Consider the following 14,918-nt stretch of genomic DNA (forward strand, 5'->3'; position numbering starts at 1 on the left):
CGGTAGAGCCATCGGATGCCGGTCTGGTGCGAGCCGTTGGCGATGGAAGGAAGGGTGTATAGCTTATGAGCAAACGACAACGCGCATCCGGGCTGTATCGGGCTGCTTCCTCGACAGCAGGACGCAAGGCGGCCGGCAGCGGGCAGGTCCGCAAGCCGCGGCTGGCAAGTCCGCAGCCGCGCTTGAATACGGCGGAGGTACAGGGCTTGTTTTCTCCGTTCGGCCAAGGGCAAGGAGCGGGTACGGCGTTTGGCGGCGGCGTGTCTGCTGTGGCGGACGGCACGGCGGGAAGAGTTGGCGCGGCCGAGCTTGGGGCGGGGGCCGCAGGAGGCGGTGATGTTCTCGCGCTGTTTAACCGGATGGGCGGACTGGACGGCATCTTGTCAACGATGGGCAAGGTGCAGAAGATGGTGACGATTTTCAAGCAGTTCGGCCCTGTGTTTAAATTGTTCGGCGGCGGCTTTGGATTGGGCGGTGGACTGGGCCTCGGCGGCCAGCTCAAAACCGCCTCGTGGAAACGGCCGTCCGGGATGCCGGCGAATGGTCGCCGCAAATCGGCACGCGGTGCAAGGCGAGCGGTGAAGCACACGGCGCGGACGGAAAGCTCTCGCTGAGGAAAGCCAGGCGTTGAACAGCCAAGGGCCGCTCCCGGTTTGCCAAATGCAGTGCCTGCTCGCGGAGATTTGTTGGAACTGCTTGCGGGTTGACTGAACGTTACATCGCGTGTTGGTATTGTCTTAATTGAATAGGGATGTTTTCTAGGGTTCCGCAGTCAGCAGACTGGTCTGGTCCGAGAAAACACACAGCCATTTGGCTGTGACACGGAGGGATAAAAGCCTGGGAGATAAGCTGCATGCCGCAGTTTATCTCCCAGGCTTTTATTTTTTCTTTTTTGGCCCAAATCATAAAGAGCGTTTGGGAGGAACAGGGTATGAACAAAACGTGGATTTCGGTGATGATCGCGGCATTGTCTGAGGTTGGTTGGGTGATCGGGTTGAAGCATGCGGATAGCTTCGCGGAATGGAGCTTTACGGCCATCGCTATTTACATCAGCTTTTATTTAATGATAAGGGCATACTGTGCATAGGGCTGGTCCTTGGCCCGGCTACAGGGCTGAAGCTGACCGACTAAACTTAGATTCGTGCAGCGATGAACGTTTTGGATTCAGTTGTCCGCAAAACATTAGCTTAATCAAACAGCGGCAGCCCGGGAGTTTCGTAAGATCAGGTCAACTTGGCGAGTTGGCCTTTTTTCTTTTCCAAGGCTGCTGCTGTATTTATTCAGGAAACTGCATGTCCACCGTTACAGCGGCACAGCATATGGGCGTTTTTCTTTGAAATACACCCATTCCCGGTAGCCGATTGACTTGAGCGTCGCAGCAACCTCATCCCAGTCGTCGCCGACCCGCTCCGGTTTATGGGCGTCGGAGCCGAAGGTAACGGGTACCCCGTAATGGAGCGCTCGCTCCAGAATGTCATTGACCGGGTACCAGCCGCCACAGTCCTTCGTTTTGCCGGACGTGTTGATTTCGATCGCCACGCCGCATTCGCCGATGATTTGCAGGGTGCGGTCAACGGCCTCCGTCTTGATGTCGGAGAAGGCAGGATAGAAGCCGCGCATCGCGTCGATATGGCCGAGAATTTGAAACAGACCGCTGCGCGCAGACTGGGCGATCAAGTCGTAGTACAAATCCTTCTGCGCGATCTGGTCCTGCTCGGACAGCCCTTTCCAGCGGTTGCGGTTAAAAATGCTGACGCCTCCGGACAGATGGACCGAGCCGATCAGGTAGTCAAACGGATACTGCGCATAGATCGCCTGGTAAACCTCCAGATGTTCCGGGAAAAAGTCGGACTCACAGCCGAGCAGCACATCAATACGCCCGGCATATTCGGCCTTCAGCTTTAACACTTCGTCGATGTAGCGGCTGAATTCGCTTTTGGCCATCGCGATGCCGGGCTGGGCCTGGTCTTCGCTGCTTGCAAAGTAGGGAGAGTGGTCGCTGATGCCGATCACCTGCAAGCCGTGGCGGATACCGGCCTCTACATAATCGCGAATGGTGCCGACGGCGTGACCACAGCGTTCGTGATGAGTATGTAAGTCGAATTTCATGGCTTCCTTCACTCCGAACCTATGAATTGGATTTCCTGCATGCCCTTCAGATCGAGCAGGAATTGATGCAGCGCCGAATTCAGATAACGGCCCGACTTGTACACAACACCGACCGGATGGCTGATTTCCAGCTCGTTCACTTTAATCATCTTGAGCGTTCCAAGCCGCAATTCATTCTGAATGGACAGCTTGGAGATGATGGCCGCTCCCAGATTAAGCTCTACCATCCGCTTCACTTCCTCGCTGCTCGATAGCTCCATGACTGTCAGAGGGGCAATGTTCAGCTGCTTGAACAGTTGATCAACGAACCGGCGCCCGGCTGTTTCCGGGGACAGCATAATGATCGGCAGCTCATGCAGCTTCTCAATCGGAACGTGCGCGTAGCGGGCAAGCGGATGCTCGGGCGCAACGGTTAATTCGAACGTATCGTAGTACAGCACCGAGCTTTCGAGCGACGATTGCTTATCGAACAAATACGTGATGCCAATGTCAATGGTCCCGTTTTCCACGCTTTGCATAATTTGCGAGCTGCTCATCGAGTGAATGGTCGTCTTGATCAGGGGGAATTGATTCTGAAAGTAAGACAGCACCCGCGGCAAAATTTGCATCGCAATCGAGGTCGTCGTACCCAACTGGATATGTCCCTGCGGGGTATGGCTCAGATCGGCGAGCCGCAGCTTGAGATCCTCCACCGTCTGCAGAATCATCTCCGCATGCTCCAGAAAGACAAGTCCGCTGTCGGTGAGCGTAACCGGCTGGTTGCGGTCGATCAGCACCGTTTTAAATTCATCCTCAAGGCTCTTGATTTGCGCGGATACCGCAGGCTGAGTCAAGTTTAGCACTTCGCCAGCCTTGCGAAAGCTCATCGTTTTGGAAATCGTAATAAGCGTTTCCAACTGATTCAGGTTCACGTCGTACCTCCTCTCCAAAGGTGTGAACGTGCAGGGTATGGTCATTTTTAATTATATGATAATGGGGGGAGAAGGGCAAACTACGGGGGAAGCGGCGCATTTTTCTGCTTGATTTATACTCAAATTTGAGTATAATCATTTTATTGTTAAAATATTTAGTGTTGCGGAGGTTTGGAGATGGCAGAAATAAAAAAGTCCACGATTTCCTGGACGGTCACGGGCTTGATGCTGGCGCTGCTGCTTGCGTCACTGGATCAGACGATCGTATCGACTGCAATGCCGACGATCTTGGGGGAGCTTGGCGGGCTTGATAAATTTGTATGGGTATTTTCCTCCTACCTGATTGCCAACGTCGTGGCGATGCCGATTTTCGGCAAGCTTGGCGATATGTATGGACGCAAGCTGTTTTTCCTGATCGGGCTTGTTGTATTTATGATCGGCTCGGCTTTATGCGGCACCTCGGATACGATGCTGCAGCTTATTATTTACCGCGCGATCCAAGGAATTGGCGGCGGCGCGATGATGCCGATTACGTTTGCGATCGTCTTTGACATTTTCCCGCCGGAGAAGCGGGGCAAGATGCAGGGCTTGTTCGGCGCTGTATTCGGCATTTCAAGCGTGCTGGGACCGCTCGCCGGCGCTTATTTTACCGATTACGTGAATTGGCAATGGATTTTCTACATTAACCTGCCGCTTGGTATTTTATCGCTTGTTTTGATTACGTTGTTTTACCACCCGGTCCTGCCGAAAAATCCGAATCAGAAAATCGACTGGCTCGGCACCGTCGTCTTCACGGCTGCGATCATTTCGCTGATGCTGGCGCTGGAGCTCGGCGGCAAGGAATTCGCTTGGAGCTCCGTACCGATTATCGGCATGTTTGTAGCCGCTGCGGTGCTGATGGTGTTGTTTTATTTCGTTGAAGGCCGGGCATCCGCGCCGATTGTTCCATTTAAGCTGTTCCGTTCCAGGCTGTTTACGGCAAGCATGGGCATCAGCTTTTTTTACAGCACGCTGATGATTGCCGCTGCGACCTACATTCCTTTATTTGTACAGGGAGTGTTTCAAGGCTCGGCTACAAGCGCAGGGCTTGTACTGACGCCGATGATGCTGGGGGTCGTTGCAAGCAGCGCAATCGGCGGACGTTTTCTGGGCAAGCTGCCTTATCGGACGATTTTGCTGGTTTCGGCTGTGCTGCTGCTTGTGTCCACGATATTGCTGGGGACGGTGTCCGTTGAGACGCCGCGATGGCTGATTACCAGCTACATGATTATGCTTGGCCTCGGAATCGGAGTGCAGTTCCCGGTTATTTCGATTTCCGCGGTGCAAAGCGTCAGCTTCGAATATCGCGGCGTCGTGACGTCGCTGGTATCGTTTTTCCGTTCGATCGGCTCGGCTGTAGGGGTGACGGTGCTTGGCACCGTGCAATCCTATGCCCTGCAACACCGTATTGCCGAACTGCTGCCGCAAAGCAGTGCGGCCCAGACGCCTCCTAATCCGCAGGCTTTGTTGAGCGAGCAATTCCGTCAAGCCGTGCCGCAGCCGGTGATGGATAAACTGATCCAAAGCTTGGCGGAGTCAATCGCCTTCGTGTTCCAGGTTTCGATTGTTATCGCCGTGCTAGGATTTATATTTGTCCTTCTGCTCGGCAAAGCGAAGCTGGAGCTGCCGCCCAAGGTGGGCGCAGGCCAGTCCCGGCAAGCGGGCGAGGACGATGCGCCTGTTCCGCAGCACGGTCATATGTGAGGCCGCACCGTTATGTCGATGAAGCTGGTCATTCTTGGACTGCTGATGGAAGCGGATAGCCATCCCTACGAGATGCGGCAGCGGATGAAGGATGAGGGATTGCTGTATTACATTAAAATGCAAGAAGGCTCGGTCTACTACGCGATCGACCAACTGCGCAAGTCGGGGGCTGTGGAGCCGATGGCTGAATCGGCTCCGCGCGAAAGCAGCCGTCCGGACCGCACGGTGTACCGGATTACACCCATGGGCAAGCAGCTGTTCCAGGAATTGCTGGATGATCAATTTGCGGATACGAAGCTGCTGTACCATCCCCTTTATGCAGCGCTGGCATTTGCCAAATATGCGGATCACCAGCGTATGTACAAGCAATTGCAGAAGATGCTTGACGAGCAGCGAAAGCAGGTTGCATTTTATGAAGCGCAATATACCGAGCACATTCCCCGGGTGGCGCGCAGCATTTTGTATATGATGAAAGGCCGGCTGGAGCATGCGCGGGTGGAGCTGCGCTGGCTGGAGCAGCTGGCGGATGATGCCAGGCAGGATCGTCTGAAGCTGAGCGGCTTGCCGATTCAAGACTTGTAGTTTATGCAGAGCGCGGGCGACGGCGGCTGCGGCTATGGTGTTGGCTACGGCTGGCCCGCTGGCTGGCTGGCTGGGGTGTGGTCGTTGTTCGGCAGAGGGAGATGGAAGGGATCAGGTGTCCGCCAGTCAAGGACATTTGCAAAGGGTTTGTCTTTCAAAGGGTGGACACAATATTACCCTGAATTACTCAGGTATGGGATGAACCGGACATCTATATCTGGATGCTGCAAGTCTGTTTTGTACCTAAATATGGACGAAGGACGGGCGGAAGTGAGCAGGGGGTAATGTCCACCTTTTAAAAGACACGTGTCTACTGGATACGGACATGAAGTGGACGTATAATTGATGCGAAAAACTGTTCGCGGATGGATCGAAGCGGAGGATCGAGGCGGACGGCGACGGGGGTGAAGGGAAGGCTGTCATAGGCTGTCATTGAAGTTGATAGCCCCATCAAGCGGTGACCGTTTTCTGGCACCTGAGTTTCGCTGCACTTGGCTGGTGTACGTGGAGGAAGCGAGGGACTCTGCTTGAAGCAAAAGCAGTGTGCAGGAATTGAGGGGCGCTGCGCTTCAAGCAAAGACAGTGTGCAGGGAGCGGGTCGACGCGATACGTTGAAATCAAGGCTGCCGCTCCTGAACTTAAAATGAATGTGCCGGAAGCCGGACGTTCCTGTAAATGGGAATGTCCGGCTTTGCTTATTATTATGGAAGGTGTTGCTGTGTTGCGTACACGTGCGGCTGCGGAACAGCCTCATCCAAAAGCTCGCATAAGCAGTACCGCATTATGTCCGCCGAAGCCAAATGAATTGGACATGCCCACTTCGACGGAGGCGCGGCGCGCGGTCAGCGGGACGTAGTCCAGATCGCAGGCCGGGTCGGGATGATCGAGGTTGATCGTCGGCGGGATCAGCCCGTGGCGGATCGTCTGGATCAGCGCGATCGCTTCCGCGCCGCCTGCCGCGCCGAGCATGTGGCCGAGCATGGATTTGTTTGCCGTCAGCGGGATGCGGTAGGCGATCTTGCCGAACGCCGCCTTCACGGCAATCGTTTCAGCAAGATCGCCGACCTCCGTGCCGGTCGCATGGGCGTTAATATGGCTGACGGCCTCGGGAGGCAGTCCCGCATCGGCGAGCGCAAGCGTCATCGCCGCGCTGGAGCTGCGCCCTTCGGGATCGGAGGCGACCATGTGGTACGCATCCGATGTTGCCGCATAGCCGATGACCTCGGCGTAAATATGCGCGCCCCGTGCGATCGCATGCTCAAGCGATTCGAGCAGCAGCACGCCTGCTCCTTCGGCCATCACAAAGCCGTCCCGGCCCGCGTCAAACGGACGGCTAGCCTGCTCCGGCGCTTCATTGCGCGTTGACGCCGCCGTGGCATTGCCAAACCCGGCCAATGCCAGCCCGTGTGTCGTTGCTTCCGCGCTTCCTGCCAGCACAGCGTCGGCCCCGCCGCGCTGGATCAGCTTGAAGGCTTCGCCGATTGCCGTGTTGCCTGTGGCGCAGGCAGTGACAGGCGCAAGCGAAGGTCCTTTGGCTCCCGTCAAAATGCTGACCTGAGCGGCCGCCATATTTGCGATCATCATCGGCACGACAGTCGGGCTGACCCGTCCGGGTCCGCGCTCCAGCAGCGTTTTGTAATTGTCCAGCATCGTATGCAGGCCGCCAACGCCGGTTCCGATATAGACGCCGATCCGTCCGGCGTTTTCCGCCGTGACTGACAGACCGGAGTCGGCGAGCGCTTGCTTCGCTGCGCCAACGGCAAATTGGCTGTACCGATCCATCCGCCGCGCTTCTCGTCTGTCTATGACCGTTTCCGGATCAAATCCGCGGACGCTGCCCGCAATTTGCACCCGATAAGCGGAAGTATCAAATGACTCAATACGGCGGATGCCCGATGTACCCGCCACAAGCGCATTCCAGAACGTATCTATCGAATTTCCAAGCGGGCTGACAATGCCCATACCGGTTACAACAACTCTTGAACCCATGCGGCTCAACTCCTTGGCTGATGTTTAGGATCAGGTCCTATAGGCTTATCATGCCATGGGTTTTATCCTATTACAAGTTATCAATTATCCTGGTATAATAACCAATAGGATGCACCTATGCGTGATTTACGCCGTTGTAAGGAAGGTTGATCATTAGATGAACAAAGATGCGCGCCTATCTGCTTTATCGGAGTTTCTGTCGTCGCATCGGGCGCGGCTGCAGCCGGTTGATGTCGGCTTGCCGGCCGGAACGCGCAGGCGGACGCCGGGGCTTCGCCGCGAGGAGGTCGCACAGCTGGCCGGGGTCAGTACAACATGGTACACATGGCTGGAGCAGGGAAGGGAAATTACGGTGTCGCCGCAGGTGCTGGACTGTATCGCCGCGGCGCTTCGATTGAATGAGGATGAGCGGCATTATTTGCTGGCGTTGGCTTCCGAGCAGCCGATCCAGGCTCAGGCCGCACATACTGCCGAAGCTGCGCCAGGGAAGCCGATTCCTCCATCCTTGCAGCTGCTGCTGAAGGAGCTGACCTCATGTCCGGCGATTATTTCGGACCGCCGCTGCCAGATCGTGGGCTGGAATGATGCTGCTGCCGCTGTGTTTATGGACTTTAGCCTCGTTCCGCCGGAGGAGCGAAACTTGATTTGGCTGTTGTTTACCCGCAAGGAGTTTCGCGCGCTGGCGGCGAACTGGGGTGACTTTGCTCGCGGCTTTCTGGCGATTTTTCGCTACTATTACGGCCGGTATGTCGGGGACCCGTGGTATGGGCAGTTTATTGAGCGGCTGAGCCGGGAGCATGCCGACTTCGTTTCGATTTGGCATCGCAATGACGTAAGTCCTGCTCCTGAGGTATTCATTGAGTTTCGGCATGCGAAGGGCGGTAAAATGTTATTTGATCTCAGCTCGCTTCAGGTGCAGGGGCAGACGGAGCTGCGGATGAGCGTGTATACGCCATCCATCGGCTCGGACACGGCGGTCAAGCTCAAGCATGTCATGGACCGGCTTGGCCGGTGAGGAGGGATTCGGGGAAAAGAGGGCGGGGGGCAGCCGCGCGTCAGCGGCTACTCCTCGATTTTCTTGACAATTTTCTCGAAGATGGTCAGGAACAGCTCCAGCTCATCCGGCTCGATCGCCGACAAATATTGCTTCAGGGCTTCGTCACGGATGACGCGAAGCTGCTCCAGCATTTCATTGCCTTTGTCCGTAATGGACAGCAGCACAACACGCCGGTCCTGCTCGTCATGCTTGCGCGCGACAAGGCCCTGCTGCACGAGCCGGTCGATCATAACTGTGATCGCACTCGGCGTCACTTCCATCTGCTGGGCGAGCTTGCCGCCAGGGCATGGCCCCATCGTCCGCAGCTTGTACAGCATCATCGTCTGCGGACCTGTCAGCGCCAGCTGCTCCGGCAGTCCAAGCTCCGGGCCGAGCTTGCGAAACAACGTGAAAAATGAACGTTCAAAGCGTTCAAGGTAAGGCTCGCGCGAGGACATCGAACTCATTCCTTTCTGTGCATAAATTTCAGTTCAAAATATTTTAGTAATTAAAATAAATGTATCACTTACATGCAGGATAGTCAATGTCGCCAACGGCAAACATGCTTCTTCGCCGGAACGAAGAAGCATGTTGCTTGCGTTTTACGCAGCCATACGCAGGTTTATGCAGAGCATGCCGTACTTGCAGCGTAGCAGAGCATGCCATACCTGCAGCGTAGCAGCGCATGCCGTACCTGCAGCGTAGCAGAGCATGCCGTACTTGCAGCGTAGCAGAGCATGCCGTACCTGCAGCGTAGCAGAGCATGCCGTACTTGCAGCGTAGCAGAGCATGCCGTACCCGCAGCTACGCAGCGCTTAGCCGACCTCCAGCAGCTCCAGCAGCTGCGAGCAAATCCGCTCGGGCTGTATCCCCGTCTGCCCGATCTGTGCTTCGGCCGCCGCCCGGTCGGTCAGCAGACCGGTTAACACAAGTGCCGTCCGGCTGCCGATGGTCAGGCCGCCCTGAATGTCGGTCGCCAGGTTGTCGCCGACGGTCCAGATGTCGGCGGCCGGCAGGCCGAGCTTGTTCACAGCCGCCTGCATAATAATACGCGACGGCTTGCCGATGACAATCGGCTGCACCCCGGAGGCCCGCTCGATCGACGCGCCGATCGAACCGGCGCCCGGCGTTAATTCCCCGTTCCAGGGCAGCAGATGATCGGGGTTCGTCATCACCGACAGCGCTCCGCTGCGGATGTACGACGTTGCCGCCATGAGTTTGCCATAATCAAACGACCGGTCGATGCCTTGTACGACAGCTCCTACCGTCTCCGGGTTGTCCTCGGGTCCGGCCAGCTCGAAGCCCGCTTGCTCCAGCGCCAACCGCAATCCAAGCTCGCCGATGCCATACACACGTTTGGCGGTAAGTGGCAGCTGCTGCAGATGAGCGGCGGCGGCTTGCGAAGTGGTCAGCACTTCCTCCGGATTCGCCTCGATGCCGGTCAGCTGCAGATGATGGGCGACCTCCTCAGGCGTGCGGGATGAGTTATTTGTCAGGAAAATAAAGGGCGAGCGCCGCTCGCGAAGCTGCCGGACAAACTCCGCCGCGCCTGCAATCGGCTTATTGCCGTGATAAAGTGTTCCGTCCAGATCCAGTAAATAGCCAGGCATGCGCAGATTCTTCCTCTCCTCAGAGTACCAGCTTCAGTTTAACATAAAAATGAATGTCACCGTCAGCCGATTCGGCCCAAATCTGCCCGTCATGTGACTCTATGATGCTGCGGGCGATCGCAAGTCCGAGTCCCGAGCCGCCGGTTGCCGAGCCGCGCGCCGGATCGACGCGATAGAAGCGCTCAAACAGCTGCTCCAACTCTTCCCGCGTTAACGCATCCGCCTTGTTACTGATTCGCACGACGGCATGCTGGCCGACCTTCGTCAGTCCGACGGCGATGGCGCCTGGCTTGGGACTGTATTTGATCGCATTGCTCAGCAGGTTGTCGAACACCCGGATCATTTTGTCGATATCGGCATGCACCGTCAGCTTCTCGGCGGGCAGGCTGCGGATCAGCTCCAGGTTGTGCTCCTCGCTTAACGTTACGTATTCCTCCAGCAGCTGATCCAGCAGCTCATTGAGGGTCACCCCCCGCTTATACAGCGGCACATCCTGATTGGACAGCTTCGTATATTCAAATAAATCTTCAATGAGTCCCTTCAGCTTCTCGGATTTATTGTAGGCAATCGTTACATAGGAGTGGGCCTGCTCCTGGGAGTCATAGCTTTTGTCGTGCAGCAGCCGCAAGTATCCCATAATTAACGTAAGCGGGGTCCGCAAATCATGCGACACGTTGGTGACCAGCTCGTTTTTCAGACGTTCGGCGCGCCGCTCCTCTTCGATGGTCGCTTGCAGCTGGTCGATCATTCGGTTCAGGTCGCTGGCCAGCGAGCCAAGCTCATCCCGCGAACGTTCAAAAACCCGGTGGTGCAGATTGCCGGTGGCAATCACGCGCAGACCGCCCGCCAGCTCCTCGATATAGCGCATTTTGCGCTGCGTCAGGAAGTAGAACAGGAAAATAAAAATGGCAACCGCGCTCAGCAGAGCGACGGGGCTGTCCTGCTCGGAATAGCTGATATGCGGCTCGGGAATGGCGCTGACAATCAAGTACGATTTCTGGTTGTTATACGTTACCGGATAAAAGCTGGAAAATTCCGTCCGTGCGTAACGGCTGTAGCTGCTGCGGGCATCCATCGCATTGCGGATGATGCTATGTACATCCACAGTGGTTTCCGGCGCATTTTCACTTCGGAAGACAACACGGCCTTCCAGGTTGGTAATGACCACTTTAAACTTTTCGCCGGTGACCAACTGCTCGACCCGTTCCTGAAAGTCGCGCCGCTTTGTCTCGTTATATGTTCTCAACGTTTCGGCTGTCGGGGTCGGCTCATCGGAAAGCGGCTCAGTTGACGTGTTGCCGTAGCCTGGAGCAGTGGTCGGCGTAAGCGTCTGATGGCTGTCTGCTTGACCGGTAGAGCTGCCTGGGGAGCTTGCCGCCTGACCAGCCTCGCTGCTGCCCGCAGGCGCAGAGGAAGCCTGGTTCTGGGAGGGCGCGCCGACTTCCCCATTCACGCTTGGCGGAGCAACCGGCCGAGCAGGCCGGGACGGCTCACGCTCCAGCTCATCACGCATAAATCGTCGCAGCTCCCCTTCGTTGGGCGGCTCCAGGTCGGAGACGAGCTGCCGCGCTTGCGAGTCAATATGCTGCACGCCGGAGGTGTAGTCGATGACGGTGCCTTTATTCATTTGGCCAAAAAATTCCGAGCTCAGTCCATAGGACAAGGCGGCTGCCCCGAAGCAGATCGCAAATGTCAGGATCAGCTGCAGCCGGATGCTTTGCTCGACATGCCGGCGAACCATCGCATACAGGTCTGCAAGGAAGTAAAGAAACGCCCGCAGCAAATTAAACGGAAACCAGTTAAATGGAAAACGCTGCAGCACCGGCTTTCGCGGCTTCTGAAAGATTGGTTGCTTATTCAACTTTATATCCCACTCCCCATACCGTTTTAATAAATTTCGGCTTGCGCGGATGATCCTCGATCTTCTCGCGAATTTTCCGGATGTGGACCATGACCGTATTGTCCGAGTCCAGATAGGTTTCCTTCCAGACGGTCTCGTAAATTTTTTGAATGCTCCATACGGTGCCGCGATTGCGGGCCAGCAGCTCCAGAATGGCAAACTCGCGCGGCGTCAATCGGATTTCGCGCCCGTCCACCTTGACCTCATGGGTGGCTGTATTAATCGTTAATTCGTCCACTTCCAGCTCATGGTCCTTGTTCGGCAGTCCCGTGTTGAGCCGCGTGTAGCGTCGCAGCTGAGACTTCACCCGCGCGACCAGCTCCAGCGGATTAAACGGCTTCGATACATAATCATCCGCGCCGGTGCTAAGCCCCAAGATTTTATCCATGTCCTGGCTTTTCGCAGACAGCATGATGATCGGCATATTTTGACTTTGCCGTATTTTCATGCAGGCTTCAATCCCGTCCATCTGCGGCATCATAATATCGAGCACGATGAGGTCAACCGTCTCGTTCTGAAGCACGGTCAGCGCTTCTGCGCCGTTTCCGGCACGCAGCAGCCGGTAGCCTTCATTTTTCAAGTAAATTTCGAGCAAATCCATAATCTCCGGTTCATCGTCTACCAATAACACGGTTGGCTGGGCCATCAAGGGCAAGCCTCCTTCTTGCTTGATTTTTAAAGCTGCGGACTTGCTGACAGACTTCAGTATAGCCTGTAAATCTTAACAAGTGCAGAGGCTGTTTCTTAAATCATTCTTAAATAAATCCCGGTTTCCGGACCAGGCAAGCCCGGCCGCTGTGCAACATCAGTTGCAGGAGACACGTCAGGAGCATAAAGTGAAGAGGGGAGGGACCGGCAGCAAGGGGAGACTTGCTGGGAGGAATCAGTGATCGTCCCTTGAAGATGGACAAAATGATCCGCAAGACCTATATCCGCGTTGAGGAAAAGGGGAAGGTGAGGCGTAAGGATGGCAAAGAATTGGTTTCAATTGCACGGCGCCGTATATGTGTTGTTTATTCGGGATGAGCGGATTTTGCTGCTGCGCAGAGCCAACACGGGTTATGAGGACGGCAAGCTTAGTCTGGTCGCAGGCAAGCTGGACGGCGGGGAAGAGGTTACGCAAGCTGCGGCGCGGGAGGCGTATGAGGAAAGCGGCCTGATCGTCCGTCCGGAGCATCTGGAGGTAGCGCTGGTTATGCATCGGAACTCGGACACGGGAGAGTGGATTGATTTTTTCCTGACGGTGCGGTCCTGGGAGGGAGAGCCGTCGAACCGGGAGCCGGATAAATGCTCGGAAATGGGCTGGTTCCCGCTCGATGCGCTGCCGGACGATTTGATCGGATCGGTTCGGCTTGCAATCGACAAAATCAGGCGCAAAGACGGAACGTATACCAGTCTGGGGTTCAATGCCTGAGCTTGAAGTCGGCTCCGGACGGGCCGCCCGGAGCCGGGATGAGGCGCAGGCTGACTCGTTCGCAGCCCAGGGCTCAACCTGTCAAAGCGTGTCAGATTTCGGCGTCAGGTTTGATCGACCGGGAAAGAAGCAGCGATGATTGTAAATAGTTTTGTGAAATTTGTTACGTTTACGGTAAAAAATCCTATACGGCAGACCGGGTTTTAGGTATAATGAAGGAACACGGGGTCCTACGGAAACAAAGGATTTTGTCGAAAGGAGACCAATCACGGAATGAAAGCTGAGCTAATTAATCCTTTTCTCGAATCCGCTAGAATTGTCATCGAACAAGTCGCCAACATCAGACCGTCAACGGGTCAGCTGGGTATTAAGGATGTCAAGTTTGTCGAGAATTACATATGGATCCAAATTGGTATGACCGGACAAATGCAGGGAGATATCGTGTTCGGACTCCATGAAAGTGTGGCTATGAAGGTTGTATCGGCGATGATGGGCGGGTTCCTCGTTACAGAAATGGATGACATGAGCAAAAGCGCGATCTCTGAGCTCGGCAACATGATTAGCGGCAACGCAAGCACCATGTTGTTTAATCAAGGCGTGCGCGTCGATATTACGCCGCCCAAGCTGATGCATTCGGCTTCGCTGGCCGGATTTGACGCTAAACGGGCGCTGACGATCCCTCTCATTATGGAGGGTATTGGTGAACTGGACATTCAAGTGTTAATTGCTTAAAGTGGTAAGCGGGGGCTATGCCTGTTCCGTCCGGAGCAGCAGGCTTTCGCTTTTTTTTTGGCCAGGAACGGATGAAGGAAAAGGGGGCCGGGGCATGTTTTTTCAAGGTAAAGTGGTTGTCGTTACAGGCGCTTCCAGCGGGCTCGGCGCCTTGCTGGCGCAGCAGCTGGCTGAGCAGGGCGCTGTTCCTGTATTGACCGCTCGTTCGGCGGATAAACTGGCCGAGGCTGCCGCCCGCATTCGGGGGCCGCATCGCACCTTCGTCCTGGATGTGACGTGCTCGGAACAGGTCGAGGCCGTGATGACACAGATTGTCCAGCAATACGGCCGGATTGATGTGCTGATAAATAATGCGGGCTACGGGGTATTTGAACGGTTTGTGGATGCGCCGCTGCGTGAATTTGAGGAAATGATGAATGTGAACTACCTCGGAACCGTACGATGTCTCAAGGCGGTGCTGCCTTACATGCTTAAACAGCAAAGCGGCCACCTCGTCAACATCGCTTCAATGGCCGGGAAGGTCGGCTCCGCCAAATCGAGCGGTTATGCGGCGACGAAGCATGCGGTGCTGGGCTTGACAAACAGCTTGCGGCAGGAGCTGGCCGGTACGGGGGTATCGCTGACCGCGGTCAATCCGGGGCCCATTGACACGCCGTTTTTCGACCGGGCCGATCCGACGGGCCGCTATGTGAATAATGTCCGCTGGTTTATGCTCAAGCCTGAAGCTGTCGCAGCAAGGGTGCTGAAGGCGATTGAACGGCGGACGCCGGAGGTTGATCTGCCGTTTGCCGCAGCGGCCGGAGTGAAGCTGTTTCAATTGTTTCCCGGGTTGTTTCATATCGTGGGCGCCCGGCTGCTGAATAAAAAATAATCGGTTCGTAGCGGGGTGGCG

Annotated in this window: 14 protein-coding genes, 1 pseudogene and 1 riboswitch; of the genes and pseudogenes, 8 read left to right on the plus strand and 7 right to left on the minus strand. The window is 55.8% G+C overall.

Annotated elements, in window-relative coordinates:
* The first annotated feature begins 65 nt into the window (after positions 1-65).
* Both AC6ROY_RS16290 and AC6ROY_RS16295 read left to right on the plus strand, forming a co-directional pair.
* Positions 66-614, plus strand: coding sequence for a hypothetical protein (locus tag AC6ROY_RS16290; RefSeq protein ID WP_500101626.1), 549 nt, complete (start codon positions 66-68; stop codon positions 612-614).
* A gap of 133 nt (positions 615-747) precedes the next feature.
* Positions 748-846, plus strand: a riboswitch (guanidine-I (ykkC/yxkD leader).
* An 85-nt stretch (positions 847-931) separates the two neighbouring features.
* Positions 932-1,075, plus strand: a pseudogene (locus tag AC6ROY_RS16295) (SMR family transporter); the annotation flags it as partial.
* Between the two features lie 227 nt (positions 1,076-1,302).
* On the opposite strand, the gene AC6ROY_RS16300 reads toward AC6ROY_RS16295, so the two are convergent.
* Together AC6ROY_RS16300 and AC6ROY_RS16305 are read right to left on the minus strand one after the other, a co-directional pair.
* Positions 1,303-2,109, minus strand: a complete 807-nt coding sequence (locus tag AC6ROY_RS16300; RefSeq protein ID WP_500101627.1) for a histidinol-phosphatase — start codon at positions 2,107-2,109, stop codon at positions 1,303-1,305.
* An 8-nt stretch (positions 2,110-2,117) separates the two neighbouring features.
* Positions 2,118-3,020 (minus strand): LysR family transcriptional regulator, encoded by a 903-nt coding sequence (locus AC6ROY_RS16305; protein WP_500101628.1) that lies wholly within the window; start codon positions 3,018-3,020, stop codon positions 2,118-2,120.
* Positions 3,021-3,197: 177 nt separating this feature from the next.
* Between AC6ROY_RS16305 and AC6ROY_RS16310 the strand changes: the two genes are divergently transcribed.
* Both AC6ROY_RS16310 and AC6ROY_RS16315 read left to right on the plus strand, forming a co-directional pair.
* A complete protein-coding gene (locus AC6ROY_RS16310; RefSeq protein ID WP_500101629.1) occupies positions 3,198-4,763 on the plus strand; it encodes an MDR family MFS transporter in 1,566 nt (521 codons plus the stop codon).
* 12 nt (positions 4,764-4,775) lie between these two features.
* Positions 4,776-5,345: a PadR family transcriptional regulator gene (locus tag AC6ROY_RS16315; protein ID WP_500101630.1), complete on the plus strand. Its 570-nt coding sequence runs from the start codon at positions 4,776-4,778 to the stop codon at positions 5,343-5,345.
* A gap of 750 nt (positions 5,346-6,095) precedes the next feature.
* Here AC6ROY_RS16315 and fabF read toward each other — a convergent pair.
* Complete coding sequence (fabF, locus tag AC6ROY_RS16320) at positions 6,096-7,334, minus strand: beta-ketoacyl-ACP synthase II (RefSeq protein ID WP_500101631.1); 1,239 nt, start codon at positions 7,332-7,334, stop codon at positions 6,096-6,098.
* Positions 7,335-7,491: 157 nt separating this feature from the next.
* Here fabF and AC6ROY_RS16325 point away from each other — a divergent pair, with 157 nt between their 5' ends.
* Complete coding sequence (locus AC6ROY_RS16325) at positions 7,492-8,349, plus strand: helix-turn-helix transcriptional regulator (protein WP_500101632.1); 858 nt, start codon at positions 7,492-7,494, stop codon at positions 8,347-8,349.
* Positions 8,350-8,396: 47 nt separating this feature from the next.
* Here AC6ROY_RS16325 and AC6ROY_RS16330 read toward each other — a convergent pair whose 3' ends face one another.
* The 4 genes from AC6ROY_RS16330 to AC6ROY_RS16345 all read right to left on the minus strand — a co-directional run bounded on the left by AC6ROY_RS16330 (position 8,397) and on the right by AC6ROY_RS16345 (position 12,526).
* Positions 8,397-8,828 (minus strand): MarR family winged helix-turn-helix transcriptional regulator, encoded by a 432-nt coding sequence (locus AC6ROY_RS16330; protein WP_500101633.1) that lies wholly within the window; start codon positions 8,826-8,828, stop codon positions 8,397-8,399.
* Positions 8,829-9,185: 357 nt separating this feature from the next.
* Complete coding sequence (locus tag AC6ROY_RS16335) at positions 9,186-9,980, minus strand: HAD-IIA family hydrolase (RefSeq protein WP_500101634.1); 795 nt, start codon at positions 9,978-9,980, stop codon at positions 9,186-9,188.
* A 19-nt stretch (positions 9,981-9,999) separates the two neighbouring features.
* Complete coding sequence (locus AC6ROY_RS16340) at positions 10,000-11,841, minus strand: sensor histidine kinase (protein WP_500101635.1); 1,842 nt, start codon at positions 11,839-11,841, stop codon at positions 10,000-10,002.
* On the minus strand, positions 11,834-12,526 hold the full coding sequence (locus AC6ROY_RS16345; RefSeq protein WP_500101636.1) for a response regulator transcription factor: 693 nt from the start codon (positions 12,524-12,526) through the stop codon (positions 11,834-11,836). The genes AC6ROY_RS16340 and AC6ROY_RS16345 overlap by 8 nt, the downstream gene beginning before the upstream one ends.
* Before the next feature lie 321 nt (positions 12,527-12,847).
* Between AC6ROY_RS16345 and AC6ROY_RS16350 the strand changes: the two genes are divergently transcribed.
* From AC6ROY_RS16350 to AC6ROY_RS16360, 3 genes are all read left to right on the plus strand, one after another.
* Complete coding sequence (locus tag AC6ROY_RS16350) at positions 12,848-13,294, plus strand: NUDIX hydrolase (protein ID WP_500101637.1); 447 nt, start codon at positions 12,848-12,850, stop codon at positions 13,292-13,294.
* Positions 13,295-13,567: 273 nt separating this feature from the next.
* Positions 13,568-14,026 carry a chemotaxis protein CheX gene (locus AC6ROY_RS16355; protein ID WP_500101638.1) on the plus strand — a complete coding sequence of 153 codons (459 nt, stop codon included), beginning with the start codon at positions 13,568-13,570 and terminating at the stop codon, positions 14,024-14,026.
* Between the two features lie 94 nt (positions 14,027-14,120).
* Positions 14,121-14,897 (plus strand): SDR family NAD(P)-dependent oxidoreductase, encoded by a 777-nt coding sequence (locus AC6ROY_RS16360; protein WP_500101639.1) that lies wholly within the window; start codon positions 14,121-14,123, stop codon positions 14,895-14,897.
* Positions 14,898-14,918 lie beyond the last annotated feature (21 nt).

Source organism: Paenibacillus sp. sg306046, assembly GCF_059821225.1.

Coding starts and splice junctions, on each gene's coding strand:
- AC6ROY_RS16350 (WP_500101637.1), top strand. CDS start 12,848: ATGGCAAAGAATTGGTTTCAATTGCACGGCGCCGTATATGTGTTGTTT.
- fabF (WP_500101631.1), bottom strand. CDS start 7,334: ATGGGTTCAAGAGTTGTTGTAACCGGTATGGGCATTGTCAGCCCGCTT.
- AC6ROY_RS16360 (WP_500101639.1), top strand. CDS start 14,121: ATGTTTTTTCAAGGTAAAGTGGTTGTCGTTACAGGCGCTTCCAGCGGG.
- AC6ROY_RS16300 (WP_500101627.1), bottom strand. CDS start 2,109: ATGAAATTCGACTTACATACTCATCACGAACGCTGTGGTCACGCCGTC.
- AC6ROY_RS16335 (WP_500101634.1), bottom strand. CDS start 9,980: ATGCCTGGCTATTTACTGGATCTGGACGGAACACTTTATCACGGCAAT.
- AC6ROY_RS16310 (WP_500101629.1), top strand. CDS start 3,198: ATGGCAGAAATAAAAAAGTCCACGATTTCCTGGACGGTCACGGGCTTG.
- AC6ROY_RS16290 (WP_500101626.1), top strand. CDS start 66: ATGAGCAAACGACAACGCGCATCCGGGCTGTATCGGGCTGCTTCCTCG.
- AC6ROY_RS16330 (WP_500101633.1), bottom strand. CDS start 8,828: ATGTCCTCGCGCGAGCCTTACCTTGAACGCTTTGAACGTTCATTTTTC.
- AC6ROY_RS16345 (WP_500101636.1), bottom strand. CDS start 12,526: ATGGCCCAGCCAACCGTGTTATTGGTAGACGATGAACCGGAGATTATG.
- AC6ROY_RS16315 (WP_500101630.1), top strand. CDS start 4,776: ATGTCGATGAAGCTGGTCATTCTTGGACTGCTGATGGAAGCGGATAGC.
- AC6ROY_RS16355 (WP_500101638.1), top strand. CDS start 13,568: ATGAAAGCTGAGCTAATTAATCCTTTTCTCGAATCCGCTAGAATTGTC.
- AC6ROY_RS16325 (WP_500101632.1), top strand. CDS start 7,492: ATGAACAAAGATGCGCGCCTATCTGCTTTATCGGAGTTTCTGTCGTCG.